Annotated in this window: 27 protein-coding genes; 16 read left to right on the top strand and 11 right to left on the bottom strand. The window is 58.0% G+C overall.

Going from position 1 to position 25,845, the window contains the following annotated elements; genetic code table 11:
• Nucleotides 1–43: 43 nt before the first annotated feature.
• A complete protein-coding gene (locus ACQR3R_RS18215; RefSeq protein ID WP_109785732.1) occupies nucleotides 44–397 on the bottom strand; it encodes a YkgJ family cysteine cluster protein in 354 nt (117 codons plus the stop codon).
• Between the two features lie 147 nt (nucleotides 398–544).
• Here ACQR3R_RS18215 and ACQR3R_RS18210 point away from each other — a divergent pair, with 147 nt between their 5' ends.
• The gene (locus tag ACQR3R_RS18210) at nucleotides 545–1,858 is read left to right on the top strand and encodes an FAD-dependent oxidoreductase (protein ID WP_428273912.1); all 1,314 of its coding nucleotides are present in this window, start codon (nucleotides 545–547) and stop codon (nucleotides 1,856–1,858) included.
• 146 nt (nucleotides 1,859–2,004) lie between these two features.
• Here the strand turns inward: ACQR3R_RS18210 and ACQR3R_RS18205 are convergent, their stop codons facing one another.
• Nucleotides 2,005–2,247 (bottom strand): YjiS-like domain-containing protein, encoded by a 243-nt coding sequence (locus tag ACQR3R_RS18205; protein ID WP_428273910.1) that lies wholly within the window; start codon nucleotides 2,245–2,247, stop codon nucleotides 2,005–2,007.
• 179 nt (nucleotides 2,248–2,426) lie between these two features.
• Between ACQR3R_RS18205 and ACQR3R_RS18200 the strand changes: the two genes are divergently transcribed.
• Both ACQR3R_RS18200 and ACQR3R_RS18195 read left to right on the top strand, forming a co-directional pair.
• Nucleotides 2,427–3,860: an aminotransferase class I/II-fold pyridoxal phosphate-dependent enzyme gene (locus ACQR3R_RS18200; RefSeq protein WP_428273908.1), complete on the top strand. Its 1,434-nt coding sequence runs from the start codon at nucleotides 2,427–2,429 to the stop codon at nucleotides 3,858–3,860.
• A gap of 60 nt (nucleotides 3,861–3,920) precedes the next feature.
• Entirely contained in the window at nucleotides 3,921–5,489 is a 1,569-nt protein-coding gene (locus ACQR3R_RS18195) for a phospholipase D-like domain-containing protein (protein ID WP_428273906.1), read from the top strand.
• On the opposite strand, the gene ACQR3R_RS18190 is transcribed toward ACQR3R_RS18195, so the two are convergent.
• Nucleotides 5,486–6,631: an MFS transporter gene (locus tag ACQR3R_RS18190; protein ID WP_428273904.1), complete on the bottom strand. Its 1,146-nt coding sequence runs from the start codon at nucleotides 6,629–6,631 to the stop codon at nucleotides 5,486–5,488. The genes ACQR3R_RS18195 and ACQR3R_RS18190 overlap by 4 nt on opposite strands.
• 187 nt (nucleotides 6,632–6,818) lie before the next feature.
• Complete coding sequence (locus ACQR3R_RS18185) at nucleotides 6,819–8,312, bottom strand: aldehyde dehydrogenase family protein (RefSeq protein WP_428273902.1); 1,494 nt, start codon at nucleotides 8,310–8,312, stop codon at nucleotides 6,819–6,821.
• Between the two features lie 240 nt (nucleotides 8,313–8,552).
• Between ACQR3R_RS18185 and ACQR3R_RS18180 the strand changes: the two genes are divergently transcribed.
• Entirely contained in the window at nucleotides 8,553–8,915 is a 363-nt protein-coding gene (locus tag ACQR3R_RS18180) for a cupin domain-containing protein (RefSeq protein ID WP_428273900.1), read from the top strand.
• Nucleotides 8,916–9,078: 163 nt separating this feature from the next.
• Nucleotides 9,079–9,294 carry a hypothetical protein gene (locus ACQR3R_RS18175; protein ID WP_428273898.1) on the top strand — a complete coding sequence of 72 codons (216 nt, stop codon included), beginning with the start codon at nucleotides 9,079–9,081 and terminating at the stop codon, nucleotides 9,292–9,294.
• Nucleotides 9,295–9,372: 78 nt separating this feature from the next.
• Here the strand turns inward: ACQR3R_RS18175 and rpmG are convergent, their stop codons facing one another.
• Together rpmG and rpmB are read right to left on the bottom strand one after the other, a co-directional pair.
• On the bottom strand, nucleotides 9,373–9,528 hold the full coding sequence (rpmG, locus tag ACQR3R_RS18170; RefSeq protein WP_007894709.1) for a 50S ribosomal protein L33: 156 nt from the start codon (nucleotides 9,526–9,528) through the stop codon (nucleotides 9,373–9,375).
• A gap of 11 nt (nucleotides 9,529–9,539) precedes the next feature.
• Nucleotides 9,540–9,773 carry a 50S ribosomal protein L28 gene (gene rpmB, locus ACQR3R_RS18165; RefSeq protein ID WP_007894701.1) on the bottom strand — a complete coding sequence of 78 codons (234 nt, stop codon included), beginning with the start codon at nucleotides 9,771–9,773 and terminating at the stop codon, nucleotides 9,540–9,542.
• Nucleotides 9,774–10,219: 446 nt separating this feature from the next.
• Between rpmB and ACQR3R_RS18160 the strand changes: the two genes are divergently transcribed.
• The gene (locus tag ACQR3R_RS18160; protein ID WP_428273895.1) at nucleotides 10,220–11,809 is read left to right on the top strand and encodes an ABC transporter substrate-binding protein; all 1,590 of its coding nucleotides are present in this window, start codon (nucleotides 10,220–10,222) and stop codon (nucleotides 11,807–11,809) included.
• Between the two features lie 77 nt (nucleotides 11,810–11,886).
• Here ACQR3R_RS18160 and radC read toward each other — a convergent pair whose 3' ends face one another.
• Nucleotides 11,887–12,561, bottom strand: a complete 675-nt coding sequence (gene radC / locus ACQR3R_RS18155) for a RadC family protein (RefSeq protein ID WP_428273893.1) — start codon at nucleotides 12,559–12,561, stop codon at nucleotides 11,887–11,889.
• A 133-nt stretch (nucleotides 12,562–12,694) separates the two neighbouring features.
• Between radC and coaBC the strand changes: the two genes are divergently transcribed.
• The 5 genes from coaBC to argB are packed head-to-tail and all read left to right on the top strand — an operon-like array spanning nucleotide 12,695 to nucleotide 16,957.
• Nucleotides 12,695–13,903 carry a bifunctional phosphopantothenoylcysteine decarboxylase/phosphopantothenate--cysteine ligase CoaBC gene (gene coaBC / locus ACQR3R_RS18150; protein ID WP_428273891.1) on the top strand — a complete coding sequence of 403 codons (1,209 nt, stop codon included), beginning with the start codon at nucleotides 12,695–12,697 and terminating at the stop codon, nucleotides 13,901–13,903.
• A 5-nt stretch (nucleotides 13,904–13,908) separates the two neighbouring features.
• A complete protein-coding gene (gene dut, locus ACQR3R_RS18145) occupies nucleotides 13,909–14,364 on the top strand; it encodes a dUTP diphosphatase (RefSeq protein WP_059403885.1) in 456 nt (151 codons plus the stop codon).
• A complete protein-coding gene (locus ACQR3R_RS18140; RefSeq protein ID WP_428273889.1) occupies nucleotides 14,315–14,629 on the top strand; it encodes a hypothetical protein in 315 nt (104 codons plus the stop codon). The genes dut and ACQR3R_RS18140 overlap by 50 nt, the downstream gene beginning before the upstream one ends.
• On the top strand, nucleotides 14,629–16,026 hold the full coding sequence (locus ACQR3R_RS18135; RefSeq protein WP_428273887.1) for a phosphomannomutase/phosphoglucomutase: 1,398 nt from the start codon (nucleotides 14,629–14,631) through the stop codon (nucleotides 16,024–16,026). Before ACQR3R_RS18140 ends, ACQR3R_RS18135 begins: the two co-directional genes overlap by 1 nt.
• 25 nt (nucleotides 16,027–16,051) lie before the next feature.
• Nucleotides 16,052–16,957 (top strand): acetylglutamate kinase, encoded by a 906-nt coding sequence (argB, locus tag ACQR3R_RS18130; protein ID WP_428273885.1) that lies wholly within the window; start codon nucleotides 16,052–16,054, stop codon nucleotides 16,955–16,957.
• A gap of 74 nt (nucleotides 16,958–17,031) precedes the next feature.
• Here the strand turns inward: argB and pyrE are convergent, their stop codons facing one another.
• On the bottom strand, nucleotides 17,032–17,676 hold the full coding sequence (gene pyrE / locus ACQR3R_RS18125; RefSeq protein ID WP_428273883.1) for an orotate phosphoribosyltransferase: 645 nt from the start codon (nucleotides 17,674–17,676) through the stop codon (nucleotides 17,032–17,034).
• Between the two features lie 82 nt (nucleotides 17,677–17,758).
• Between pyrE and ACQR3R_RS18120 the strand changes: the two genes are divergently transcribed.
• Complete coding sequence (locus ACQR3R_RS18120; RefSeq protein ID WP_007934608.1) at nucleotides 17,759–18,538, top strand: exodeoxyribonuclease III; 780 nt, start codon at nucleotides 17,759–17,761, stop codon at nucleotides 18,536–18,538.
• Between the two features lie 110 nt (nucleotides 18,539–18,648).
• Here ACQR3R_RS18120 and gltS read toward each other — a convergent pair whose 3' ends face one another.
• The 3 genes from gltS to rph all read right to left on the bottom strand — a co-directional run bounded on the left by gltS (nucleotide 18,649) and on the right by rph (nucleotide 21,459).
• Nucleotides 18,649–19,854, bottom strand: a complete 1,206-nt coding sequence (gltS, locus tag ACQR3R_RS18115) for a sodium/glutamate symporter (protein ID WP_428274444.1) — start codon at nucleotides 19,852–19,854, stop codon at nucleotides 18,649–18,651.
• A gap of 485 nt (nucleotides 19,855–20,339) precedes the next feature.
• Nucleotides 20,340–20,708, bottom strand: coding sequence for a magnetosome magnetite crystal formation protein family (locus ACQR3R_RS18110; RefSeq protein WP_428273880.1), 369 nt, complete (start codon nucleotides 20,706–20,708; stop codon nucleotides 20,340–20,342).
• A gap of 28 nt (nucleotides 20,709–20,736) precedes the next feature.
• Entirely contained in the window at nucleotides 20,737–21,459 is a 723-nt protein-coding gene (gene rph / locus ACQR3R_RS18105; RefSeq protein WP_428273878.1) for a ribonuclease PH, read from the bottom strand.
• Between the two features lie 291 nt (nucleotides 21,460–21,750).
• Between rph and ACQR3R_RS18100 the strand changes: the two genes are divergently transcribed.
• From ACQR3R_RS18100 to spoT, 4 genes are all read left to right on the top strand, one after another.
• On the top strand, nucleotides 21,751–22,602 hold the full coding sequence (locus ACQR3R_RS18100) for a YicC/YloC family endoribonuclease (RefSeq protein WP_428273876.1): 852 nt from the start codon (nucleotides 21,751–21,753) through the stop codon (nucleotides 22,600–22,602).
• Between the two features lie 12 nt (nucleotides 22,603–22,614).
• Nucleotides 22,615–23,235 (top strand): guanylate kinase, encoded by a 621-nt coding sequence (gene gmk / locus ACQR3R_RS18095; protein ID WP_428273874.1) that lies wholly within the window; start codon nucleotides 22,615–22,617, stop codon nucleotides 23,233–23,235.
• Between the two features lie 167 nt (nucleotides 23,236–23,402).
• A complete protein-coding gene (gene rpoZ, locus ACQR3R_RS18090; protein ID WP_003177259.1) occupies nucleotides 23,403–23,666 on the top strand; it encodes a DNA-directed RNA polymerase subunit omega in 264 nt (87 codons plus the stop codon).
• 57 nt (nucleotides 23,667–23,723) lie between these two features.
• Nucleotides 23,724–25,829: a bifunctional GTP diphosphokinase/guanosine-3',5'-bis pyrophosphate 3'-pyrophosphohydrolase gene (gene spoT, locus ACQR3R_RS18085; RefSeq protein WP_428273872.1), complete on the top strand. Its 2,106-nt coding sequence runs from the start codon at nucleotides 23,724–23,726 to the stop codon at nucleotides 25,827–25,829.
• The last annotated feature ends 16 nt before the right edge of the window (nucleotides 25,830–25,845 follow it).

Here is a 25,845-nt window from a genome sequence, read left to right as displayed (position 1 = left end):
CTGGCGATTCAGGCGCTGCAGTCTTATTGAATGAACATGCCGCCTAGACCAACACCTGCCGGGTGCTGGCCATGTATTCATGAATCTGCTTTTCCACCCGTGGATGAATCAGCTCCACCGGTGCCCGGCCATTGGGGCATGGCAACGTCTTGGTGGTGCCGAACAACCGGCAGATCAGCGGCCGCTCGTCATACACGGTGCAGCCGTTGGGCCCCAGATGAACGCAGTTGAGTTCATCCATCGCGGCATCTTGCTCGGCTCGGGTCTTGCGCGGCAGACGGGACATTTCTTCCGGCGAGGTCGTCACCGGACCACAGCAGTCATGGCAGCCTGGCACGCACTCGAACGAGGGAATCTGCTGGCGCAGCGTGCGGATTTTCTGACTGTTGCAGCTCATTGCGGCGATGACCCAACGCGAAATAGAGCGTGATTCTGAAGCAAAGGCACTGATCCATACAGCAGCAACCGACCAATGTTGCCCGCATTCGAAGGTCCGGCTTATGCTCCGTCAAATTTTCTAAACACAAGAATCAGGAACACGCACATGAATGCCCGTGCCCAACAACCGGTTGCGAGCCAACAGCACACCGCCTCTTACTACGCCGCCAGCAGCCTGCCACAGCCAGACTACCCGGCGCTTACAGGCGAGTTGGTGGCCGATGTGTGCGTGGTCGGCGGAGGGTTTTCCGGGCTGAACACTGCACTAGAACTGGCCGAACGCGGCCTGAGCGTCGTGCTGCTCGAGGCCCGTAAAATAGGTTGGGGCGCCAGTGGACGTAATGGCGGGCAGCTGATTCGCGGCGTCGGTCATGGCCTTGATCAGTTTGCTAACGTCGTCGGCGCGCAAGGCGTGCGCCAGATGAAACTTATGGGCCTGGAAGCAGTGGAAATCGTTCGCCAGCGTGTCGAACGTTTTCAAATTCCTTGCGACCTGACGTGGGGCTACTGCGACCTCGCCAACAAACCTCGCGACCTCGAAGGTTTCGCAGAGGACGCCGAAGAATTGCGCGAATTGGGTTACCGCTACGAAACCCGTTTGCTGCAAGCCAACGAAATGCACTCGGTCGTAGGCTCCGACCGATACGTGGGCGGCCTGATCGACATGGGTTCCGGTCATTTGCACCCCCTCAACCTGGCCTTGGGCGAAGCCGCCGCGGCCCGGCAATTGGGGGCGCAACTGTTCGAACAATCAGCAGTCACCCGTATCGACTACGGCACCGAGGTCAGGGTGCACACCGCCAAGGGCACGGTCCGCGCTAAAACACTGGTGCTGGGCTGCAATGCCTACCTTAACGACCTCAACCCTGAACTCAGTGGCAAAGTGTTGCCGGCCGGCAGCTACATCATCGCCACCGAACCCCTGAGTGAAGATCAGGCACGCGCCTTGCTCCCGCAGAACATGGCCGTGTGTGATCAGCGGGTGGCGCTGGACTACTACCGGCTCTCGGCGGATCGCCGTTTGCTGTTCGGCGGCGCTTGCCATTACTCGGGCCGTGACCCGCATGACATTGCCGCTTACATGCGGCCGAAGATGCTCGACGTTTTCCCGCAACTGTCCGGGGTAAAAATCGATTTTCAATGGGGTGGGATGATTGGCATCGGCGCCAACCGCTTGCCGCAAATCGGGCGACTCAAGGACCAGCCGAATGTGTATTACGCCCAAGCCTATTCAGGCCACGGTGTGAATGCCACGCACCTCGCCGGCAAATTGCTCGCCGAAGCGATCAGCGGCCAACACAGCGGCGGGTTCGATCTGTTTGCCAAGGTGCCGCATATAACGTTCCCCGGCGGCAAGCATTTGCGCTCACCGCTGCTGGCGCTGGGGATGCTGTGGCATCGAATGAAAGAGTTGGTTTGATGAGGTGATGGCGCTCCTGCGAACGCCGTCGCCGGCATGCCAGCCTGCTCCAGATTTAGCGATAAACACCGCAATTGCGGGCGTTAACACACGATCTGTAGGAAACCCGCTTGCCGGCGATGGCGATTTCGCTGAAGCCACACACCTCATAGCCGCCAGAAAGGCTTAAGCGCCTCATCCCGCGCCTGCTCGCGGCTCAACCCCACATCCTTGAGCTGCTCGGGCGTCAAGTCCAGCAAGGCTCTGCGCGTATGCAGACGATGCCAGAACAGAGACCAACGACTCAGGCCGGACGGCGCATTACGCATGATTTCGCGCGTGCCGTTTATTTGCCCTGCCGTCAGTTCCTGACTGTGTAACGTCAGCCGCACATCGCTCATGCCGTTCATTGCAGTTGCTCCTGTTTACTTGGGTAGCCAGAGGTTTCATGATGCGCGGGCGACACAAACCATTACAGATTCAAAGCAACTGTATTAACTAGATACAGATTTGTTATTTTGCCCACTGAATGACAAATTTTTGCCTCATCTGTACTGGTCGACCGAATCACTCACACCGAGACTGCGCCATGACCCTTTACGTCAACCTCGCCGAATTGCTCGGCACGCGTATCGAACAGGGCTTCTACCGCCCCGGCGACCGGTTGCCGTCGGTGCGGGCGCTGAGTGTCGAGCACGGTGTGAGCCTGAGCACCGTGCAGCAGGCTTATCGCCTGCTGGAAGACAGCGGACTGGCAATGCCAAAACCCAAGTCCGGGTACTTTGTGCCGGTCAGCCGTGAGTTGCCGGAGCTGCCAGCGGTAGGTCGTCCGGCGCAGCGCCCGGTGGATATTTCGCAGTGGGACCAGGTGCTCGAACTTATCCGCGCCGTGCCGCGCAAGGATGTGGTGCAACTGGGTCGCGGCATGCCCGACATCACCACGCCCACCATGAAACCGCTGCTGCGCGGCCTCGCACGGATCAGCCGGCGGCAGGACATGCCGGGCCTGTATTACGACAATATCCATGGCACGCTTGAACTGCGCGAGCAGATCGCCCGCCTGATGCTCGACTCTGGCTGTCAGCTAAGCGCCAGTGACCTGGTGATCACCACCGGATGCCATGAAGCGCTGTCCACCAGCATTCGCTCCATTTGCGAGCCAGGCGACATTGTGGCGGTGGACTCACCGAGCTTTCACGGGGCCATGCAAACGCTCAAGGGCCTTGGCCTGAAAGCGCTGGAGATACCCACCGATCCGCTGACCGGAATCAGTCTCGACGCCCTCGAACTGGCGCTGGAACAATGGCCAATCAAGGCCATACAGTTGACGCCCAATTGCAATAACCCGCTGGGCTACATCATGCCGGAGTCGCGCAAACGCGCGCTGTTGACGCTGGCGCAGCGTTTTGACGTGGCCGTTATCGAAGACGATGTGTATGGCGAACTGGCCTACAACTACCCGCGACCGCGAACCATCAAGTCTTTCGACGAAGACGGCCGCGTGCTGTTGTGCAGCTCGTTTTCGAAAACCCTGGCGCCGGGCCTGCGTATTGGCTGGGTGGCACCCGGGCGCTATCTGGAACGCGTGCTGCACATGAAATACATCAGCACCGGCAGCACCGCGCCGCAAGCGCAGATCGCGATTGCCGAGTTCCTCAAGGCGGGGCACTTCGAACCTCATTTGCGGCGGATGCGCACTCAATACCAACGTAACCGCGACCTGATGATTGACTGGATCAGCCGCTACTTTCCGCCCGGCACCCGCGCCAGCCGCCCGCAAGGCAGCTTCATGCTTTGGGTCGAGCTGCCGGAAGGTTTCGATACGCTGAAACTGAATCGTGCCTTGCATGATCAAGGCGTACAGATCGCCGTCGGCAGCATCTTTTCCGCTTCGGGCAAGTACCGTAATTGTCTGCGGATGAACTACGCTGCCAAACCAACACCACAGATCGAAGAAGCGGTGCGCAAAGTGGGTGCTGCGGCGATCAAACTGCTGGCTGAAACAGATTTCATCACCGACTGACTTTTATCGGAAAACCAACGTCCATATGCCGACATTTGCCGCCAATGGGAACGACCTCACGTGAGAGTCCGCCAGCCACTGCTCGCTCTTCTGCTGTTCGCCTCGTTCCTCAGTGGCTGCTCCACCCTCGATGTTCCCCGCGAACCTAGCCAGGCGCTGCCGGCGTCGAACTCGGCGTTCGGCCGCTCGATCCAGGCGCAAGCCGCGCCCTATCAAGGCCAGTCGGGATTTCGCTTGCTGCCCAATAGCACAGAAGCTTTCCTGGCTCGCGCGGAGCTGATCCGCAACGCGCAAAGCAGCCTCGATTTGCAGTACTACATCGTTCACGACGGCATCAGCACACGCATGCTGGTAGACGAATTGCTCAAAGCCGCCGACCGTGGCGTGCGCGTGCGCATCCTGCTCGATGACACCACCAGCGATGGCCTGGACCAGATCATCGCCACACTGGCCGCTCACCCGCAGATTCAGATCCGCCTGTTCAATCCACTGCATCTGGGGCGCAGCACGGGCGTGACGCGAACCATGGGCCGGTTGTTCAATCTGTCCCAACAACACCGGCGCATGCACAACAAACTGTGGCTGGCGGACAACAGCGTGGCGATTGTGGGCGGGCGCAATCTGGGCGACGAGTATTTCGATGCCGAACCGAACCTGAATTTCACCGACATCGACATGCTCAGCGTCGGCCCGGTGGCCGAGCAACTCGGGCACAGTTTTGACCAGTACTGGAACAGCGCGCTGAGCAAGCCAATAGATGAGTTTCTGTCCAGCAAACCGACCGACAAGGACTTGGCAAACACCCGGACCCGACTGGAGGAATCACTGGCTGAAACGCGCAAACAGAACCACGCGCTGTATCAGCAGCTGATGACGTACACCACACACCCACGCATGGACATCTGGCGCCGGGAGCTTATCTGGGCCTGGAATCAGGCGCTGTGGGATGCACCGAGCAAAGTACTGGCCAAAGACGAGCCCGACCCTCAACTGCTGCTGACGACGCAGTTGGCGCCCGAACTTAACGGGGTCAACAAAGAGCTGATCATGATCTCGGCGTACTTCGTCCCCGGCCAACCGGGGCTGGTGTACCTGACCGGTCGCGCCGATGCCGGGGTATCGGTGAGCTTGCTGACCAATTCACTGGAAGCCACCGACGTACCCGCCGTACATGGCGGTTATGCGCCGTATCGCAAGGCGCTGCTGGAGCACGGCGTGAAGCTGTTCGAGTTGCGCCGCCAGCCCGGCGAGCGTGGCGGCAGCGGACCGCATCTGTTCCGACGCTCCGCATACCAGGGGTCAGACTCCAGCCTGCACAGCAAGGCGATGATTTTTGATCAGCAAAAATCGTTTATCGGCTCGTTCAACTTCGACCCGCGCTCGGTATTATGGAACACCGAAGTCGGCGTGCTGGTGGACAGCCCTGAACTTGCTGGCCACTTGCGCAACCTGGCGCTGCAAGGCATGGCGCCGGCCTTGAGCTACCAGGTGAAGCTTGAACAAGGACACGTGGTCTGGGTCACCGAAGACGATGGCAAAATCCACACGCTGACCAAAGAGCCGGGTAACTGGTGGCGGCGCTTCAACGCATGGATGAGCACCACCGTGGGCCTTGAGCGGATGCTTTAGGCTGGCTCGGCAACGGCGCCAAATGCGCCTTGTCGAGAAACCAGAATCACCAGCCCCAACGCGCCCGCCGCCATCAGTAGCGGCAACGCATGGCCGCTGATCCATTGGCTGCCGGCACCTGCGGCCAACGGGCCAATCAGGCAACCGATGCCCCACAGCTGCGCGATGTGCGCATTGGCGCGCACCAGCGCATCGTCGCGATAACGCTCGCCGATCAGAATCAGCGACAAGGTGAACAAGCCGCCCGCGCTGGCACCGAACAAGACCCAAAGCGGCCAGATCAGCAAGGTATCGATCAACGGCGGGATCGCCAGGCTCGACACCAGCAACACCACCGCGCACCCGGTGAACAGCGTGCGTCGCGACAAGTAATCGGCCAATGCGCCAATCGGCAATTGCAACAATGCATCACCCACCACCACGGTACTGACCATTGCCAGCGCTATTTCGGTGGTGAAGCCCTGCTGCAGGCAGTAAACCGGCAACAGGGTCAAAATCATCGCTTCAAACGCGGCAAACAGCGACACCGCCCAGGCTATCGCCGGCAGCCCCCGACAAAACTTCAGCAAGTCAGTAAGCGTTACGCTGCAGGCTTCGCTGGTCGGTGCGCCGCTACGACCCAGCAACAGGAAGGGAGCAACCGTCAGCAGGCCGACGCCCACCCAGAAACCGTAATCCTGCGCGGTGCCCAGCGCTCCCAGCAACAAAGGCCCGGCGAGTTGGCTCAGCGCATAACTACTGCCATACAGCGCCACCAGCCGCCCGCGCCACTGTTCGACAACCAATTGGTTGATCCAGCTTTCGCCGAGGATGAACACCAGCGTCAGGATCACCCCGATCATCAACCGCAGCACCAGCCACACCGGATAGCTCGGCAACAACGCCAGCAAACCGATGGACAAAGCGCCCGCCCACAAACACAGGCGCATCAAATTGGCCGTGCCAAAACGGGCCGCAAGGTCACCGGAGATTTTCGCGCCCAACAACACGCCAATGGCCGGCATTGCCGCCATCACACCGATGGCGAACGAGCCATAACCCCAACTTTCAAGGCGAAACGACACCAGCGGCATGCTGACGCCCAAGGCAAGACCGACACTCAAGACAGACGCCAACACGGCGAAATAAGTCGCCCAACGCATGCTCCACGCTCCTGTGGATGTTCTTATGGACTAACGCAAAGCACTGTGGGAGCGAGCCTTTTCGCGGTAACAGAGCAACATTCAACACTGACGTCGACTGTTACACCGCTATCGCGAGCAGGCTCGCTCCCACAGGGGATCTGCGTTGTTCGGGCGCCCGTTACGACAGCGAGCGCCCTTTAACCGCTTACAACTTGATCCAGGTCGCCTTCAGTTCGGTGTACTTGTCGAACGCGTGCAGCGACTTATCGCGGCCGTTGCCCGACTGTTTGAAACCACCGAACGGTGCGGTCATGTCACCACCGTCGTACTGGTTGACCCAGACACTGCCGGCACGCAGCGCTTTAGCGGTCAGGTGAGCCTTGGAGATGTCCTTGGTCCACACCGCAGCAGCGAGGCCGTACGGCGTGTCGTTGGCGATCTGAATGGCTTCTTCGGCGGTATCGAAAGCGATCACCGACAGTACCGGGCCAAAGATCTCTTCTTGAGCGATTTTCATCGCATTGCTCACGCCATCGAAAATCGTTGGTTCGACGTAAGTGCCACCGGTCTCTTGAAGAATGCGCTTGCCGCCCGCCACCAGTTTGGCGCCGTCGGTGTGGCCGGATTCAATGTAAGACAGCACGGTGTTCATTTGCTGGGTATCGACCAGCGCGCCAACGTTGGTCGCCGGGTCCAGCGGGTTGCCTGGTTTCCAGGTTTTCAGCGCTTCGATTACCAGCGGCAGGAACGCATCCTTGATCGAGCGTTCGACCAGCAGACGCGAACCGGCGGTGCAGACTTCGCCCTGGTTGAAAGCGATGGCGCCAGCAGCCGATTCAGCAGCCGCTTGCAGGTCCGGTGCGTCGGCAAACACGATGTTCGGGCTCTTGCCGCCGGCCTCGAGCCAGACACGCTTCATGTTCGATTCGCCGGAATAAATCAGCAGCTGCTTGGCAATTTTGGTCGAGCCGGTAAACACCAGCGTGTCGACGTCGTTGTGCAGCGCCAGCGCCTTGCCGACGGTATGACCATACCCTGGGAGGACGTTCAGCACGCCTTTCGGGATACCGGCTTCAACGGCCAGCGCAGCGATACGGATGGCGGTCAGCGGTGATTTTTCGGAAGGCTTGAGAATCACCGAGTTACCGGTGGACAACGCCGGCCCGAGTTTCCAGCACGCCATCATCAACGGGAAGTTCCACGGCACGATAGCGCCAACCACACCGACTGGCTCGCGGGTTACCAGACCCAGCTGATCATGCGGGGTCGCGGCCACTTCGTCGTAGATTTTGTCGATTGCCTCGCCACTCCAGCTCAGCGCTTGGGCAGCACCAGGAATGTCGATGTACAGCGAATCACTGATGGGTTTGCCCATGTCCAGGGTTTCAAGCAAGGCCAGTTCTTCAGCGTGCTGCTTCAACAGGCTGGCGAAACGAATCATCGTGCCTTTGCGCTTCGCTGGCGCCAGGCGTGACCAGACACCGGAGTTGAAAGTGGCGCGGGCGTTTTCAACGGCACGTTGGGCATCGGCGGCGTCACAGCTGGCAATTTTGCCCAGCAGACGGCCATCGACCGGGCTAATGCACTCGAAGGTCTCACTGGAGACAGCATCGGTGTACTCGCCATTGATGTAAGCGCGGCCTTCGATCTTCAGATCGCGAGCACGTTGCTCCCAATCGGCACGAGTCAGGGTGGTCATACGAGTGTCCTCCTCTTGTTGAATAAGGGCGCTCGACGCTGTTCGCGAGCGCTCCCAGGAATTCTGCCCGGCTGACCAGTTTTTTCCGGCCCAAGGCAAACGCCACCCTAAACCAGCGGCAGGTGAAGTTTCAATATATTTGACATAAGACCGGCAAACAGCCTTGCGATGTTCATTTTAATAAACATAGACTTTGGGCCTTCCAACCACTCGCGCCGCAATCACGGGGGATTACAAGAAATGAGCATCCAAAACATCGTCGACTTCAGCCAGGCCACCACCGAGCCCGATCGCTATCGACCAGACCCGGCGAAAGTCCTCAAGGGCGACCCGGAGCAAGCGGTGTACAACCACTACAACAGCCCTTGCGGTCAGCTGAACGCAGGCGTGTGGGAAGGCGCAATCGGCCAGTGGCATGTGAACTTTACCGAGCACGAATATTGCGAAATCGTGCAAGGGGTTTCAGTACTGCGCGACAACGACGGCAACAGTAAAACCGTGCGTGCGGGTGACCGCTTCGTGATTCCAGCCGGATTCAGAGGCACCTGGGAGGTGCTGGAGCCGTGCCGCAAGATCTACGTGGCGTTTGAACCGAAGGCTTGATTGCGACACGAATGGTCACGATCCCGATCAGACATGCGTGCTCCGTTGGGTAAAAGTGCTTGCCGGCCCTGAAAGGTTCAGAGCCGAACATTAGGGTCAGCACAGGTTGTGCAGGCCCATCATTTACGGCATCGCGCCGACCCAACTAATGCACGGAGGCATCATGTCGGACACAGATTATTGCGACTTCGGGATCGCTGAATACACCATTGGCCGGTTGTACACACCCCAATTGCTCGAAGAGGTTCGGGCCAAAGCCAATGGTGCGACGGTCCGGGTTACCGGGCCAAGATTCGCATCGGATCGAAAACGAGTCCCGGGCCGCATCAGCCTGCTAACCAATGCTGACAGGATCATCATCAGCATCCAGTGCGGCTGAACCAGCAGTATTTTTAACCAGCACAAAAAAGGCCCGTATCTCGCGATACGGGCCTTTTTTGTAAGAGGGAAAAATCAATTACTTGATTTTGCCTTCCTTGTAGATCACGTGCTTGCGAACAACCGGATCAAATTTCTTGATCTCGATTTTGTCCGGAGTAGTGCGCTTGTTCTTGTCGGTAGTGTAGAAATGACCAGTACCGGCGCTCGAAATCAAACGAATCAATTCACGCATGATTAGCTCCCTTAGATCTTGCCAGCTTTGCGGATTTCGGCCAGCACGACAGTGATGCCACGCTTGTCGATGATACGCATGCCTTTGGCAGATACGCGCAGACGCACGAAACGTTTCTCTTCTTCAACCCAGAAGCGGTGATGCTGCAGGTTCGGCAGGAAACGACGACGGGTTTTGTTGTTTGCGTGGGAAATGTTATTCCCAGTCACCGGACCCTTACCGGTAACTTGACATACTCTCGACATGCCTCAGCCCTCTAAAACCACATGCCCAACCCGGCATGGGTTGGCCGCTTAATCTCTCAGTCATTTGGCGCCAGGCGCCGCGTTTCTTTAGAGGTCTTACCGGCTACACCTACAAGTGAAGGAACCGGGCCCCTAGAAAAGAGCGCTGCTTTATACCAGAAAGACTTGAGAGCAACAACTTTCCGTGTGCGTTGAGTTGATAAAAACCCCACATTTCGTGCTGCGAGCGCCTTGGACAAAGGCTATCGCCGACAGCGACCGCTCGTCGCAGAAATCGGCAAACGCACCAATCCAAGGTTTTGCTCAACCATCGCACGCGCAAATCAGACGCACATACTCCCCTCAAAATGAAAAAGGGGATAGTCATTTGCAAAAGAGCCCACTAGGGTAAGCCTTTTCCAGACTGCATAAGCAGATGGGCCTTCGATTCTGCACAGGAAACCAATATGCGCCTCGCTGCCCTACCGCTGCTGCTTGCCCCTCTTTTGCTGACCCCGCAGGCCATGGCTGCTGCCCTGAGCGTGTGCACCGAGGCCAGCCCTGAAGGGTTCGACGTGGTGCAATACAACTCACTGACCACCACCAACGCATCGGCCGATGTGCTGATGAACCGCTTGGTGGACTTTGATACGGCCAGCGGCAAAGTGGTCGCCAGCCTGGCGGACAGTTGGGAAGTTACCCCCGACGGCCTGACCTACGTCTTCAAATTGCACCCTCAGGTGAAGTTTCACCGTACCGAATATTTCAGCCCAACGCGTGAACTGACCGCAGAGGATGTGAAGTTCAGCTTCGACCGCATGCTTGACCCAGCGAACCCTTGGCACAAGATCGCCCAAAGTGGCTTCCCGCACGCACAATCGATGCAGTTACCTGCACTGATCAAGAAAATCGACGCACTTGACCCGTTGACCGTGCGCTTCACTCTCGACCACCCGGATTCGACGTTCCTCGCCACTCTGACCATGGGTTTCGCGTCGATTTATTCGGCCGAATACGCCGACAAGCTGATGAAGGCCGGCACTCCCGAGAAACTTAACAGCCAACCGATAGGCAGCGGGCCGTTCATTTTTACGCGTTTTCAGAAAGACGCCGCGATTCGTTACAAAGCCAACCCTGACTACTTTGGCGGCAAACCGTCGGTGGATCCGTTGATTTTTGCCATCACCCCGGATGCTAACGTCCGACTGCAAAAATTGCGGCGCAACGAATGCCAGATAGCACTCTCGCCCAAACCTCTGGACGTAGAGGCGGCGCAGAAAGAACCGACGCTGAAAGTGGAAAAAACTGACGCCTTCATGACTGCTTTCCTCGGCATCAACACTCAGCATCCGCCGCTGGACAAGCCTGAAGTGCGCCAGGCCATCAACCTAGCGTTCGATAAGGCCTCCTACATCAAGGCTGTCTTCGAAGACACTGCCGAGCCTGCCAGCGGCCCTTACCCGCCCAACACCTGGAGTTATGCCAAAGGTCTGCCGGGCTACCCGCATGACGTTGAAAAAGCCAAGGCATTGATGGTCAAGGCAGGATTGAAGGATGGCTTCCAGACCACCATTTGGACGCGCCCTTCCGGCAGCTTGCTGAACCCTAACCCGAGCCTTGGCGCACAGATGTTGCAGTCTGACCTGGCGGCAATCGGCATTCAGGCCGAAATTCGTGTCATCGAATGGGGCGAGTTGATTCGTCGCGCAAAAGCCGGCGAGCATGACTTGCTGTTCATGGGCTGGGCGGGTGACAACGGCGACCCGGACAACTTCCTCACACCGCAATTTTCCTGCGCGGCCGTCAAGTCAGGCACCAACTTCGCCCGCTATTGCAATCAAGACCTGGACAAGTTGATCAGCGCCGGCAAAACCACGGGCGAGCAAGGGGTGCGTACCAAGCTTTACGAACAGGCGCAGGCACAAATCCAGCAGCAGGCATTGTGGCTCCCCCTGGCCCATCCGACAGCCTTCGCGCTGACCCGCAAAGACGTCGAGGGCTATCAGGTCAGCCCATTCGGCCGACAGGATTACTCGAAGGTCAGCTTCAAGCCATAAGGTTCAAGCCTCAAGCTAGAGCCGTCCGCGGGCTGCTTTAGCTTGCCTCTTGAAGCGTTAAACTTGCACCTGATCCGCTACATCCAGCCGTACTCGGCCATGGACAACGGCTCGCCGTCACCGACGATAAAATGGTCGAGCACCCGCACATCAATCAGCTCAAGCGACTTGCGCAGGCGATCGGTCAACGAGCGGTCAGCTTGACTGGGGGTCGAGTTACCCGACGGATGGTTATGGCAGAGAATAACCGCGGCGGCGTTGTTGGCCAGTGCACGCTTGACCACCTCGCGCGGGTGAACGCTGGTGCAATCGATAGAGCCCCTGAACAGGGCTTCAAATGTCAGCACCTGATGACGTGAATCCAGAAACAGGCAGCCAAACACTTCATGAGGTTCGTGACGCAACATCGACTTCAGATAATCACGAACCGCCTGTGGGTTCTCCAGCGCCGATTTGTTGCGCAAGCGCTCGGCCATATGGCGACGGCCCATTTCCTGAACCGCCTGTAACTGCGCGAATTTTGCCGGCCCCAGGCCCAGTTGCTCACTGAAGGCCTTCTGATCCGCCTCCAGCAACCGCCTCAGGCTGCCAAACTGCTGCAGCAGGTGCCGCGCCAGGTCCACTGCACTTTTACCGGACACACCGGTGCGGATGAAAATAGCCAGCAATTCGGCATCCGAAAGACTTGCCGAGCCCATCTCAAGCAGCTTTTCCCGCGGGCGCTCGGCCGCCGGCCAATCACGAATACTCATAGCACTTCCCTGTGTGAGCGCCGCTGTTCCGTAGCGGTCGCTGTGATATCTTAGCCCATCTTTTTTGCGGGCGATTTCACTCTGGGGAGGGGGTTTCGCCACGTATGTCACCAACGAATTGAAAGGCAGACCTATGCAGCGGCTGTATCGGAAACGCATCGTTCTGGGCGTCGGTGGCGGTATCGCTGCCTACAAAAGCGCAGACCTGGTACGTCGACTGATCGACCAGGGCGCCGAAGTGCGCGTAGTAATGACCCGCGGCGGCAGCGAATTCATCACCCCGCTGACCATGCAGGCCTTGTCTGGGCACCCGGTTCATCTCGACTTGCTGGACCCGGCCGCAGAAGCAGCCATGGGCCACATCGAACTGGCCAAATGGGCCGACCTGGTACTGATCGCCCCCGCCACCGCCGACCTGATCGCGCGACTGGCACAGGGCATCGCCAACGACCTGCTGACCACGCTGGTGCTTGCCACTGACGCCGTAGTCGCCGTCGCGCCGGCAATGAACCAGGCCATGTGGCGCGACCCGGCCACACAGTCCAACCTGCAAATCCTCGAAAGCCGCAATATAAAAGCCTTTGGCCCGGCCTCCGGTAGCCAGGCCTGCGGCGATGTCGGCATGGGCCGCATGCTCGAAGCCACTGACCTTGCACAGTGCGCCGCAGATTGCTTTCAGCGCCAGGCACTGACCGGCAAGCACGTGCTGATCACGGCTGGCCCCACCCAGGAAAACATCGACCCGGTGCGCTATATCACCAACCACAGCTCCGGAAAAATGGGCTTTGCCCTCGCCGAAGCAGCGGTTGAAGCAGGCGCCCGCGTGACACTCATCACCGGCCCGGTGCACCTGCCGACACCAGATCGGGTCACGCGCATCGATGTGGTCAGCGCCCGCGACATGCTCGCCGCCTGCGAATCCGCGATTCCTTGCGACCTGTTCATCGCCTCTGCGGCCGTCGCGGACTACCGACCGGAAGTCGTGGCCCCACAAAAACTAAAGAAAGACCCTACGAACGGCGACGGTCTGTTACTACAAATGGTGCGCAATCCAGACATTCTCGCCACCATTGCCACCCGTCCCGACCGCCCATTCAGTGTCGGTTTCGCCGCCGAAACCGAACATCTGCTCGATTACGCTGCCCGCAAGCTGAAAGACAAAAACCTCGACTTGATCGTCGCCAACGACGTCGCCAATCCGAGCATTGGGTTCAACAGCGAAGAAAACGCCTGCAGCGTCATCGACCGCGAGTTACACGCCACACTTTTCGCCCAGACCAGCAAGAGCAAGATTGCTCGCCAGCTGATCACATTTATCGCCGAACGTCTGAACCAGGTTTAATTTACATGCACGCTTTGCAAGCCAAGATCCTCGACCCTCGCATCGGCACCGAATTCCCGCTGCCGCAATACGCCACACCAGGCTCCGCTGGCCTCGACCTGCGTGCCATGCTCGAAAAAGACACCGTGATCAAGCCCGGCGAAACCGTGCTGATCCCAACCGGGCTGTCGGTTTACATCGGCGACCCAGGCCTGGCAGCGCTGATTCTGCCTCGCTCCGGCCTGGGCCATAAACATGGCATCGTGCTGGGCAACCTGGTCGGCCTGATCGACTCCGACTACCAAGGCCCATTGATGGTTTCGTGCTGGAACCGTGGCCAGACCGATTTCAACATGGTGGTGGGCGAGCGCCTGGCCCAACTGGTTCTGGTGCCCGTGGTTCAAGCACATTTCGAGATGGTCGAAGAGTTCGTTGAAACCGAACGCGGTGCGGGTGGTTTTGGGCATTCCGGCAGCCATTGATACTGCTGAAGGCTTTGCTGGCGAGGCAAGCAAACTCCCTCGCCACATGCGCTCTGCAGGCCGAAAATTGCCTATTCGTCATCTGAAAGGTTTAACACTGAAAATCAAGGCATTGCGCGGTCAAATGGTCACCGATGCAGGTGACATGGCCTTTTCGCACCACGAACTCTCTGCGGAAAACGCCGTCATACCCTTCAGTTTGAGCCTGCCGACGAGTCCTTCTCGGCCAAGTCCAGCCCCTTTCAAGATGGAGCATCACCCGTAATGAGCAGCCCAGCCCAAGTTCCACCCCAGTTCCCCGACAGCATTTTCCGCGCCTATGACATTCGCGGCACCGTCCCGGAATTCTTGAACGCTGAAACCGCTTATTGGCTCGGCCGTGCCATCGGTGCGCAAAGCCTGGCCCAAGACGAACCGAACGTTAGCGTCGGTCGCGACGGGCGCTTGTCTGGCCCTGAGCTGGTCGAGCAATTGATCAAGGGCCTGGCAGACAGCGGTTGCCACGTCAGCGACGTTGGCCTGGTGCCGACACCTGCGCTGTATTACGCAGCCAACGTATTGGCAGGCAAGTCGGGCGTGATGCTCACCGGCAGCCATAACCCGTCGAACTACAACGGTTTCAAGATCGTCATCGCTGGCGACACCCTGGCCAACGAACAGATCCAGGCCCTGCACGAACGCCTCAAGACCAACAACCTGAGCCGCGGCAACGGCAGCATCACCAAGGTCGAGATCCTAGACCGCTACAACACCGAAATCGTCCAGGACATCAAACTGGCACGCCGCCTGAAAGTGGTAGTGGACTGCGGCAACGGCGCCGCTGGCGTGATCGCCCCGCAACTTATCGAAGCGCTGAACTGCGAGGTCATCCCGCTGTTCTGCGACGTCGACGGCAACTTCCCGAACCATCACCCGGACCCGGGCAAGCCTGAAAACCTCGTCGACCTGATCGCCAAGGTCAAGGAAACGAATGCCGACCTGGGCCTGGCGTTCGATGGTGACGGCGACCGCGTTGGCGTGGTGACGAACACCGGCAGCATCGTCTTCCCGGATCGCTTGCTGATGCTGTTCGCCCGCGATGTGCTGGAACGCAACGCGAACGCGCAAATCATCTTCGACGTCAAATGCACTCGCCGCCTGACGCCGTTGATCAATGAATATGGCGGTCGCCCACTCATGTGGAAGACTGGTCACTCGTTGATCAAAAAGAAAATGAAACAAACCGGCGCCCTGCTCGCTGGCGAAATGAGCGGGCATATCTTCTTCAAGGAACGCTGGTTCGGTTTCGACGACGGTATTTACAGCGCCGCGCGCCTGCTGGAAATTCTCAGCAAGGAAAAATCCACCGCCGAAGCGCTGTTTGCGACCTTCCCGAACGATATTTCTACGCCAGAAATCAATATCCATGTGACCGAAGAGAGCAAATTCAGCATCATTGATGCACTGCACGACGCAACGTGGGGCGAAGGCGCTGACCTGACCACCATCGACGGCGTGCGAGTCGATTACGCCAAAGGCTGGGGCCTGGTGCGTGCATCCAACACCACGCCGGTGCTGGTGCTGCGCTTCGAGGCCGATGACGAGGCTGAACTGCAACGCATCAAGGACGTTTTCAAAGTCCAGTTGAAGCGTGTTGCGCCTGATCTCCAACTACCGTTTTGATCTTCTGATTCACCCGGAGCCCTGAATGACCCTCGAACGCGAAGCCGCCGCCAACACCGCCAAGGTCCTGTCCGAAGCACTGCCTTACATTCGTCGCTACGTCGGCAAGACGCTGGTGATCAAATACGGCGGCAACGCGATGGAAAGCGAGGAGCTGAAAACCGGCTTCGCCCGTGACATCGTGCTGATGAAAGCCGTGGGCATCAACCCGGTGGTGGTTCACGGAGGCGGCCCGCAAATCGGCGACCTGCTCAAGCGCTTGTCGATCGAGAGCCACTTCATCGATGGCATGCGCGTCACAGACGCTCAGACCATGGACGTGGTGGAAATGGTCCTCGGCGGCCAGGTCAACAAGGACATCGTTAACCTGATCAACCGCCACGGCGGCAGTGCCATCGGCCTGACCGGTAAAGATGCCGAGCTGATTCGTGCGAAAAAACTCACCGTGACACGCCAGACGCCGGAGATGACCCAGCCGGAAATCATCGACATCGGGCAAGTGGGTGAAGTGGTCGGTATCAACACAGACCTTTTGAACCTGTTGGTGAAAGGCGACTTCATTCCGGTCATCGCACCCATTGGCGTGGGCGCCAACGGCGAGTCGTACAACATCAACGCCGACCTGGTAGCCGGTAAAGTGGCTGAAGCACTGAAAGCTGAAAAGCTGATGCTGCTGACCAACATCGCCGGCCTGATGGACAAGTCAGGCACTGTCCTGACCGGCCTGAGCACGCAGCAGGTCGACGACCTGATCGCCGACGGCACTATCTACGGCGGCATGCTGCCGAAGATCCGCTGTGCGCTGGAAGCGGTTCAGGGCGGCGTGGGCAGCTCGCTGATCATCGATGGCCGTGTGCCAAATGCGATCCTGCTGGAAATCTTCACCGACACGGGTGTGGGCACGTTGATCAGCAATCGCAAGCGTCACTAAGCCAAAGATGTAAAAAGACCCCGTCCAGCCAGGCTGAACGGGGTCTTTTTTTGTCGGCGATTCCTGCAGGGCGATTACACGCCAAACTGGGCGCGATAGGCCTCAACCGCTGGCAAATGCTGCTTAAGCTGTGGATCGTCGGCCAGGTATTCCAATACCTGATTAAGCGAAACGATGCTGATAACCGGAATGCCAAAATCACGTTCTACTTCCTGAATCGCCGACAACTCGCCGTTACCACGCTCTTGGCGATTGAGGGCGATCAGCACGCCCGCCGCCTTGGCGCCATCCTGGGAAGCGATGATTTGCATCACTTCACGAATCGCCGTGCCGGCGGTGATGACGTCATCGATGATCAGCACGTTGCCGGTCAACGGTGCGCCCACCAGGCTGCCACCTTCGCCATGAGCCTTGGCTTCCTTGCGGTTGAAACACCATGGCAGATCAAGCTCATGATGCTCAGCCAACGCCACGGCGGTGGCCGCCGCCAAAGGTATGCCTTTGTACGCCGGACCAAACAACACATCGAATGCAATGCCGCTTTCGACGATGGCCGCCGCATAAAAACGCCCAAGCTGCGCAAGGGCTTTGCCTGAGTTGAACAGGCCCGCATTGAAGAAGTAAGGACTGGTGCGCCCGGACTTCAGGGTGAACTCACCGAAGCGCAAAACGCCGCGATCGATGGCAAAACGAATGAAATCGCGCTGATACGCTTGCATGAAAAAAACCCCAAATACCACGGATTTAGCTAATTAGGTTGACGCCGTGTATCATACACGCACGCGATTTTTGGGGCCATTTATGCGGATCATCAGTGTGAACGTCAATGGTATTCAGGCTGCAGTCGAGCGCGGTTTGCTCAGTTGGCTGCAAGCACAGAATGCCGACGTCATCTGCCTGCAGGACACCCGCGCCTCCGCCTTTGAACTGGACGATCCAGCTTTCCAACTGGATGGCTACTTCCTTTATGCCTGCGAAGCCGAAGTTCCCGCCCAAGGTGGCGTGGCTTTGTATTCGCGGCTGCAACCGAAGGCAGTCATCAGCGGTCTCGGTTTCGAGACAGCGGACCGCTACGGGCGCTACCTGCAAGCCGATTTCGACAAGGTCAGCATCGCGACCTTACTGCTCCCTTCGGGGCAGAACGGCGATGAAGACTTGAACCAGAAATTCAAGCTAATGGACGATTTCGCCCGTTATCTGGATAAACAGCGGCGTAAACGTCGCGAGTACATTTACTGTGGCTCGCTGTACGTGGCGCAGCAAAAGCTGGACATCAAGAACTGGCGCGACAGCCAGCAATCACCGGGCTTCCTGGCACCTGAACGTGCCTGGATGGACGAAATTGTTGGCAACATGGGTTATGTTGACGCATTGCGCGAAGTCAGCCGTGAAGGCGACCAGTACAGCTGGTGGCCGGACAATGAACAGGCCGAGATGCTCAACCTGGGCTGGCGCTTCGACTACCAGCTGCTGACCCCTGGCCTGCGCCGCTTCGTACGCAGTGCGCGCCTGCCACGTCAACCACGGTTCTCGCAGCACGCGCCGCTGATCGTGGACTACGACTGGACGCTGACCATTTAAGCGTCCCGGCGAAGTTCAGACACCGCTGGAATCTGGCAATCCGCACGCCAGGTGCAAAAAATGCCCATATCGAAAGATATGGGCATTTTTTTATGCGCGTGACCTGACTTTCAACTGGCGACGAAAAAAGGCAGCGCCAGGTACAACTTGATCACCACGACATTAATAATGTCGATGAAAAAGGCACCGACCATCGGCACCACCAGAAACGCTATCTGCGAAGGCCCATATCGCTGCGTCACTGCCTGCATGTTCGCAATCGCAGTGGGTGTGGCGCCCAGTCCAAAACCGCAGTGCCCTGCCGCCAACACGGCCGCATCGTAATTGCTGCCCATGACCCTGAACGTCACGAAAATCGCGAACAACGCCATGACCAATGTTTGCGCAGCCAGGATGAGGAGAAACGGCAGAGCCAGTGCAGCCAGATCCCACAGCTTGAGTGACATCAAGGCTATTGCCAAAAATAGCGACAAGCTGACATTTCCCAACACCGAGACTTCACGTTCGAACACCTGATACAAGCCGAGTGCCGAAAGCCCGTTGCGCAACACTACTCCCACAAACAAGACACAGACGAACGTTGGCAATTCGAACGAGGTGCCGTGCAGCAATCCATTCAAGAGCGTACCTGCCAGCAAGCTGACAGCAATCAGGGCAAGTGTCTCGATAAACGAAAATGGGGTGATTGACCGCTCTTCATCTGGCTGCTCAAACCCCTTTGGCAACCGGGGCTTCTCCTGCTCCAGGCCCGGTACCTTGACACGCTTGATCAGCAAGCGAGCCACTGGGCCACCGATCAAGCCACCCAACACCAAGCCAAACGTGGCAGACGCCATCGCAAGTTCCGAAGCGGATGCCAAACCGTACTTCTCACTGAACGTCGCTCCCCACGCGGCGCCTGTACCGTGACCACCCGCCAACGCTACCGAGCCTGTTAGCAACCCTATCAATGGATCAAGACCCAACAGTGTTGCGAGCCCGATACCCAAGGCATTCTGGACCAGTAATAGCCCGGTGACCGCCAGCAGAAAAATTCCGACTACGCGCCCGCCCTTTTTCAGATTGGCGAAGTCTGCACTCAAACCAATGGTCGCAAAAAACGTCAGCATCAAGGGAGTCTGCAGCGTGGGGTCAAAACTGACTTGAATATCGAAGAACCGTAAGGCCAAAAGACCAAGGGCAACTAAAAGGCCGCCTGCCACAGGTTCGGGAATATTATAAATGCGCAAGAAGCTCACACGTGCAACAAATACGCGCCCCAACAGAAGCACTAAAGAGGCGGCCACAAGTGTTCCATAAAAATCGAGCTGAACCATTGGGATATTCTGCTTGAACATTCAGAGGCGTACTTTTTAAGTAGCACGCTCATTGAACGTGTTGATATGTCTCAACACTGATTGTTTTTAATTCAGGGACCGTCAATGGTGTGAACACATCGAAATATTTTTTTGATAAATATGCCGTTGAGCCACCTTAACAACCGCCAAGCCTCATTGCCACGCCGACAGGCGTCAGCGGCGTTTTGCAGTTGTGACTAGAAGTGTAGATTCCGAAGAGTACGAGTAGTTTTCATTCAAGCAACGCACACGAATCCGTGTATCTGCGCGCTATTCGCGCACTCAACTTATGAAATAACAGGAAGAACATTGTAGGATTAATCTGATAACACCCAGGCCACTTGAATATCCTTAAACAAACTTGTAAGCGGCAGGCGATTTGTATCCAAATAAAAATGCCCCATCAATATGGGGCATTCTTTTTAAGCGCAACAGGGGCACGATTCACAAGCACAGGCGCCTGCTTACTTGATCACCCGCCAGGTAAAAGGATACCGATAAGGCAGCCCTTCATTGGCCTTGACGCCGCCGATGATGGTCAACACAAGCGCGCCGATAGCCACCAACCCGAACATGAAGAATCCGATGATTACCACCATCAGCAACAAACAAATGGCGGAGGCGATGGCGACAGTGATCTGAAAATTCAGCGCCTCTTTGCCTTGCGCATCGATGAACGGGTCCATCTCGCGCTTCATTTGCCAGAGAACCAGCGGGCCGATCAACGTACCGAACGGAACCCAGATCCCCAGCAAGGCGGACAGGTGACAAAACATCGCCCACTGACGAACATCTTTGTTCGGGGTGGGAAGTAGCTCTTGCTCGTCACTCATAGCGTCCTCCTTGCGTGGAGCAGCTTGGTTAGTCTGCCAGTGCGGCCTGCTGCAATTCGAAAATTTCGCTCATGCCCTTCTTCGCCAGCTCCAGCATGGCGGTCAGCTCTTCAGGCTGGAACGGCGCACCTTCGGCAGTACCCTGCACCTCGATGAAGCCACCAGTGCTGGTCATCACGACATTAAGGTCGGTCTCGGCAGCCGAGTCTTCGAGATAGTCCAGGTCAAGAACGGGTTCGCCTTGATACATGCCAACCGAAACGGCAGCAATCATCTGCTTGAGCGGGTCGCCGCCCTTCAAGCCACCACGCTTCTTGATCACTTTCAAGGCATCGACCAGTGCGACCATTGCGCCAGTGATAGACGCGGTGCGAGTGCCGCCATCCGCCTGGATCACGTCGCAATCGACATAAAGCGTAACGTCGCCCAGCTTGGACATGTCCAGCGAGGCCCGCAGCGAACGACCGATCAGTCGCTGGATTTCCAGAGTGCGGCCACCTTGCTTGCCGCGACTGGCTTCACGCTGGTTGCGCTCGCCGGTAGCGCGCGGCAGCATGCCGTATTCGGCGGTCAACCAACCTTGGCCCTGACCTTTGAGGAAACGCGGCACGCCGTTTTCGACACTGACGGTGCAGATGACTTTGGTATCACCGAATTCGACCAGTACAGATCCCTCGGCGTGTTTGGTGTAGTTGCGGGTAATGCGGATCGAGCGGAGCTGATCGGCAGCGCGACCACTTGGACGTTTCATAGGGAATACCTGTACGGGGGACGGAAAACTGCCGAGCATTATAGAGCCGACCGCCGTAACAGGGCACTTCTTAAAAATTTGCCCGACGATTGAAGGCCCGCTTTCAAGCTTGAGACACACCTTTACCGACAGCCTGCAGCCCTTTGTCACACCGTGTGTTTGGGCGCATCTGCCGCACTGCGCTACAATCCTGCGCCTTTACTGCCTGCAGGCTTTAATTCTTAAACAGCGGGTCCGCGAACCTTGGTTGAGCGACGACCTGCATTGCGAGGTACCTCCATGGTGCACAGCATGACCGCCTTCGCCCGCGTTGAAAAAGCCGGCACCCAAGGCACCCTGAGCTGGGAGTTGCGCTCGGTCAACAGTCGCTACCTGGAACCCCACCTGCGTCTGCCGGAGTCGTTTCGCGACCTCGAAGGCGCGGTCCGCGAAGCGCTGCGCCAGGGCATCTCGCGCGGCAAGCTCGAATGCACCCTGCGTTTCACCGAAGAAAACACCGACAAACCCCTGCAAGTGGACCGTGAGCGCGCCGCCCAATTGGTCGCTGCCGCTGAGACCATCGCCAGCCTGATCAAAAATCCGGCAGCGTTGAATCCGCTGGAAGTGCTGGCCTGGCCTGGTGTGCTGGTCGGTGACGCGACGGACCCGCAAGCCTTGAACGCCGAAGCGCTGGCACTGTTCAATCAAGGCCTTCAAGAGCTCAAGGCCGGGCGCGAGCGCGAAGGTGCCGAGTTGGCAAGGCTGATCAGTGACCGCCTGAATTCAATTGAAGAAGACGTCGTAACCCTGCGTGAGCTGGTGCCGCAGATGCTCGCGACTCAGCGCCAGAAAGTCCTCGACCGTTTTGCTGACATGAAAGCCGAGATGGACCCGCAACGGCTGGAACAGGAAATGGTGATGCTCGCTCAAAAGAGCGACGTTGCCGAAGAACTGGATCGCCTGAGCACTCACATCATCGAAGTCCGCCGGGTGCTCAAATCCGGCGGTGCTGCCGGTCGGCGCCTTGACTTCCTGATGCAGGAACTCAACCGCGAAGCTAATACACTGGGCTCCAAAGCCTTCGACCCGCGCAGCACGACGGCTGCGGTCAACCTCAAGGTGTTGATCGAGCAGATGCGCGAACAAGTGCAGAATATTGAGTAAGGCAAACCTGACATGACCCACAGCACCGGCATTCTTTACATCATTTCCGCCCCTTCAGGCGCGGGCAAGAGCAGCCTGGTCAAAGCTCTGACCGACGCTAATCAGGAGATACGTGTCTCGGTCTCCCACACCACTCGCGCCATGCGCCCTGGTGAAGAGAACGGCGTGAACTACCACTTCGTCGAGCGTAGCGAGTTCGTGAAGATGATCGAACATGGTGATTTCCTTGAGCGCGCCGAAGTGTTCGGCAATCTCTATGGCACCTCGCAAAGCCACCTGCAGCAGACACTGGACGAAGGTCATGACCTGATTCTGGAAATCGACTGGCAAGGTGCTGAGCAAGTACGCAAACTGATGCCACAGGCCCGCTCGATCTTTATTTTGCCGCCGTCCGCGCAGGCCCTGCATCAGCGCCTGACCAACCGCGGCCAGGACAGCGACGAAATAATTGATGGCCGCATGCGCGAAGCCGTTAGCGAAATGAGCCACTACGTTGACTATGACTACCTGATCATCAACGACGATTTCGCCCACGCCCTGGACGATCTGAAGGCGATTTTCCGCGCAAATCAGCTGCATCAGAAGCGTCAACAACAGCGTCACGGTAAATTATTGGCCGAATTGCTGGGTTGATTTGCTCTTCCCAAAACAGCTGCAAGGGCTTTAAATTGGCACTTGCAGCGCGTTGAAGAGTCTGGTCAAAAAATCAGCGCTTCCCTAATCGCTGGTGATTTTTTAAACTGTTGAGTCCGCTCGCCCAACCGGGCAGCGCGCATATTGCATTCGCTCCGAGGAATACCATGGCCCGCGTAACCGTTGAAGACTGCCTAGAACACGTGGAAAACCGCTTTGAGCTGGTCATGCTCTCTACCAAGCGTGCCCGTCAACTGGCCACCGGCGGCAAAGAGCCCCTGGTTCAGTGGGAAAACGACAAGCCTACCGTTGTAGCCCTGCGTGAAATCGCGGAAGGCCTGATGAGCTACGAGTTCATCGCCAACGCTGAAATCGTCGAAGACGAACCGCTGTTCGCAGCGTTCGAGGACGAGTCCAACGAGGCCGTCTAAGCCTATGCCTGGTCGACGTAGCACGGCGCGGGGTCACAGCGAACGGCAGGAGTCATCATGCCGAGCATAGACGCCCTCGCCGATCGCTTATCGACCTACCTCGGCAAGGACCAGGTCAACCTGGTCCGCCGAGCGTATTTCTACGCCGAACAAGCCCACGACGGTCAACGCCGCCGTAGCGGTGAGGCGTACGTCACGCATCCTCTTGCAGTGGCGAATATTCTTGCCGACATGCACATGGACCATCAGAGCCTGATGGCCGCGATGCTGCATGACGTGATCGAAGACACCGGTATTGCCAAAGAAGCGCTGCAAGCGCAGTTCGGCGAAACCGTGGCCGAACTGGTCGATGGGGTCAGCAAACTGACCCAGATGAACTTCGAAACCAAAGCCGAAGCACAAGCCGAAAACTTCCAGAAGATGGCCATGGCCATGGCCCGCGATATTCGCGTGATCCTGGTCAAATTGGCGGACCGCCTGCACAACATGCGTACGCTGGAAGTGCTGTCCGGCGAAAAACGCCGGCGAATCGCCAAGGAAACCCTGGAAATCTATGCACCCATTGCCAATCGGCTGGGCATGCACGCCATTCGCATAGAATTCGAAGACCTGGGCTTCAAGGCCATGCACCCGATGCGTTCCGCGCGGATCTACCAGGCTGTAAAACGCGCCCGGGGCAACCGCAAGGAAATCGTCAACAAGATTGAAGAGTCACTGAGCCATTGCCTGGCAATCGACGAAATTCAGGGCGAGGTCAGCGGGCGCCAGAAACACCTTTACGGCATCTACAAAAAGATGCGCGGCAAGCGTCGGGCCTTTAACGAGATCATGGACGTCTACGCGTTCCGGATCATCGTCGACAAGGTCGATACCTGCTATCGCGTGCTGGGTGCTGTACATAATTTGTACAAACCGCTGCCGGGGCGCTTCAAGGATTACATCGCGATCCCCAAGGCAAACGGCTATCAGTCGCTGCACACCACGCTGTTCGGCATGCATGGCGTACCGATTGAAATCCAGATCCGCACCCGTGAAATGGAAGAGATGGCCAACAACGGCATCGCGGCCCATTGGCTGTACAAATCCAGCGGCGACGAACAGCCAAAAGGCACTCACGCACGCGCACGCCAGTGGGTGAAAGGCGTGCTGGAAATGCAGCAACGCGCCGGCAACTCGCTGGAATTCATCGAAAGCGTGAAGATCGACCTGTTCCCCGACGAGGTCTACGTGTTCACGCCCAAAGGCCGGATCATGGAGCTGCCAAAAGGCTCCACGGCCGTGGATTTCGCTTACGCGGTGCACACCGATGTGGGCAACAGTTGCATCGCCTGCCGGATCAATCGCCGTCTCGCGCCGCTGTCCGAACCGCTGCAAAGCGGCTCCACGGTCGAGATCGTCAGCGCCCCCGGCGCGCGCCCGAACCCGGCCTGGCTCAACTTTGTGGTCACCGGCAAGGCGCGAACCCACATCCGCCACGCGCTGAAACTGCAACGTCGCTCCGAATCCATCAGCCTCGGCGAACGACTGCTGAACAAAGTCTTGAACGGCTTCGATAGCACGCTGGAAAAAGTCCCGGCCGAGCGCGTGAAGGCGATGCTCGCCGAATACCGCCTCGAACTGATCGAAGATTTGCTGGAAGACATCGGCCTGGGCAATCGAATGGCTTATGTGGTTGCCCGTCGCCTGCTCGGCGAAGGCGAACAGCTGCCGAGTGCAGAAGGCCCACTGGCGATTCGTGGCACTGAAGGCCTGGTACTGAGCTACGCCAAATGCTGCACGCCGATCCCGGGCGACCCGATTGTTGGCCATCTGTCGGCCGGCAAAGGCATGGTCGTGCACCTGGACAACTGTCGCAACATCAGCGAAATCCGCCACAACCCGGAAAAATGCATTCAGCTCTCCTGGGCCAAGGATGTTACCGGCGAATTCAACGTCGAACTGCGCGTCGAACTGGAACACCAGCGCGGCCTGATCGCACTGCTGGCCAGTAGCGTCAATGCCGCCGACGGCAATATCGAAAAAATCAGCATGGACGAACGCGATGGTCGCATCAGCGTGGTCCAACTGGTGGTCAGCGTGCACGACCGCGTGCACCTGGCCCGCGTGATCAAGAAACTGCGCGCCTTGACTGGGGTGATTCGCATCACCCGCATGCGTGCATAAGCCGCCTATTACAAGG

Source organism: Gordonia sp. IEGM753, from assembly GCF_050321825.1.
Lineage (GTDB): Bacteria > Pseudomonadota > Gammaproteobacteria > Pseudomonadales > Pseudomonadaceae > Aquipseudomonas.
This window is presented reverse-complemented; position numbering and strand designations above follow the sequence as displayed.

Coding starts and splice junctions, on each gene's coding strand:
- ACQR3R_RS18215 (WP_109785732.1), bottom strand. CDS start 397: ATGAGCTGCAACAGTCAGAAAATCCGCACGCTGCGCCAGCAGATTCCC.
- ACQR3R_RS18210 (WP_428273912.1), top strand. CDS start 545: ATGAATGCCCGTGCCCAACAACCGGTTGCGAGCCAACAGCACACCGCC.
- ACQR3R_RS18205 (WP_428273910.1), bottom strand. CDS start 2,247: ATGAACGGCATGAGCGATGTGCGGCTGACGTTACACAGTCAGGAACTG.
- ACQR3R_RS18200 (WP_428273908.1), top strand. CDS start 2,427: ATGACCCTTTACGTCAACCTCGCCGAATTGCTCGGCACGCGTATCGAA.
- ACQR3R_RS18190 (WP_428273904.1), bottom strand. CDS start 6,631: ATGCGTTGGGCGACTTATTTCGCCGTGTTGGCGTCTGTCTTGAGTGTC.
- ACQR3R_RS18185 (WP_428273902.1), bottom strand. CDS start 8,312: ATGACCACCCTGACTCGTGCCGATTGGGAGCAACGTGCTCGCGATCTG.
- ACQR3R_RS18180 (WP_428273900.1), top strand. CDS start 8,553: ATGAGCATCCAAAACATCGTCGACTTCAGCCAGGCCACCACCGAGCCC.
- ACQR3R_RS18175 (WP_428273898.1), top strand. CDS start 9,079: ATGTCGGACACAGATTATTGCGACTTCGGGATCGCTGAATACACCATT.
- rpmG (WP_007894709.1), bottom strand. CDS start 9,528: ATGCGTGAATTGATTCGTTTGATTTCGAGCGCCGGTACTGGTCATTTC.
- rpmB (WP_007894701.1), bottom strand. CDS start 9,773: ATGTCGAGAGTATGTCAAGTTACCGGTAAGGGTCCGGTGACTGGGAAT.
- ACQR3R_RS18160 (WP_428273895.1), top strand. CDS start 10,220: ATGCGCCTCGCTGCCCTACCGCTGCTGCTTGCCCCTCTTTTGCTGACC.
- radC (WP_428273893.1), bottom strand. CDS start 12,561: ATGAGTATTCGTGATTGGCCGGCGGCCGAGCGCCCGCGGGAAAAGCTG.
- coaBC (WP_428273891.1), top strand. CDS start 12,695: ATGCAGCGGCTGTATCGGAAACGCATCGTTCTGGGCGTCGGTGGCGGT.
- dut (WP_059403885.1), top strand. CDS start 13,909: ATGCACGCTTTGCAAGCCAAGATCCTCGACCCTCGCATCGGCACCGAA.
- ACQR3R_RS18135 (WP_428273887.1), top strand. CDS start 14,629: ATGAGCAGCCCAGCCCAAGTTCCACCCCAGTTCCCCGACAGCATTTTC.
- argB (WP_428273885.1), top strand. CDS start 16,052: ATGACCCTCGAACGCGAAGCCGCCGCCAACACCGCCAAGGTCCTGTCC.
- pyrE (WP_428273883.1), bottom strand. CDS start 17,676: ATGCAAGCGTATCAGCGCGATTTCATTCGTTTTGCCATCGATCGCGGC.
- ACQR3R_RS18120 (WP_007934608.1), top strand. CDS start 17,759: ATGCGGATCATCAGTGTGAACGTCAATGGTATTCAGGCTGCAGTCGAG.
- gltS (WP_428274444.1), bottom strand. CDS start 19,854: ATGGTTCAGCTCGATTTTTATGGAACACTTGTGGCCGCCTCTTTAGTG.
- ACQR3R_RS18110 (WP_428273880.1), bottom strand. CDS start 20,708: ATGAGTGACGAGCAAGAGCTACTTCCCACCCCGAACAAAGATGTTCGT.
- rph (WP_428273878.1), bottom strand. CDS start 21,459: ATGAAACGTCCAAGTGGTCGCGCTGCCGATCAGCTCCGCTCGATCCGC.
- ACQR3R_RS18100 (WP_428273876.1), top strand. CDS start 21,751: ATGACCGCCTTCGCCCGCGTTGAAAAAGCCGGCACCCAAGGCACCCTG.
- gmk (WP_428273874.1), top strand. CDS start 22,615: ATGACCCACAGCACCGGCATTCTTTACATCATTTCCGCCCCTTCAGGC.
- rpoZ (WP_003177259.1), top strand. CDS start 23,403: ATGGCCCGCGTAACCGTTGAAGACTGCCTAGAACACGTGGAAAACCGC.
- spoT (WP_428273872.1), top strand. CDS start 23,724: ATGCCGAGCATAGACGCCCTCGCCGATCGCTTATCGACCTACCTCGGC.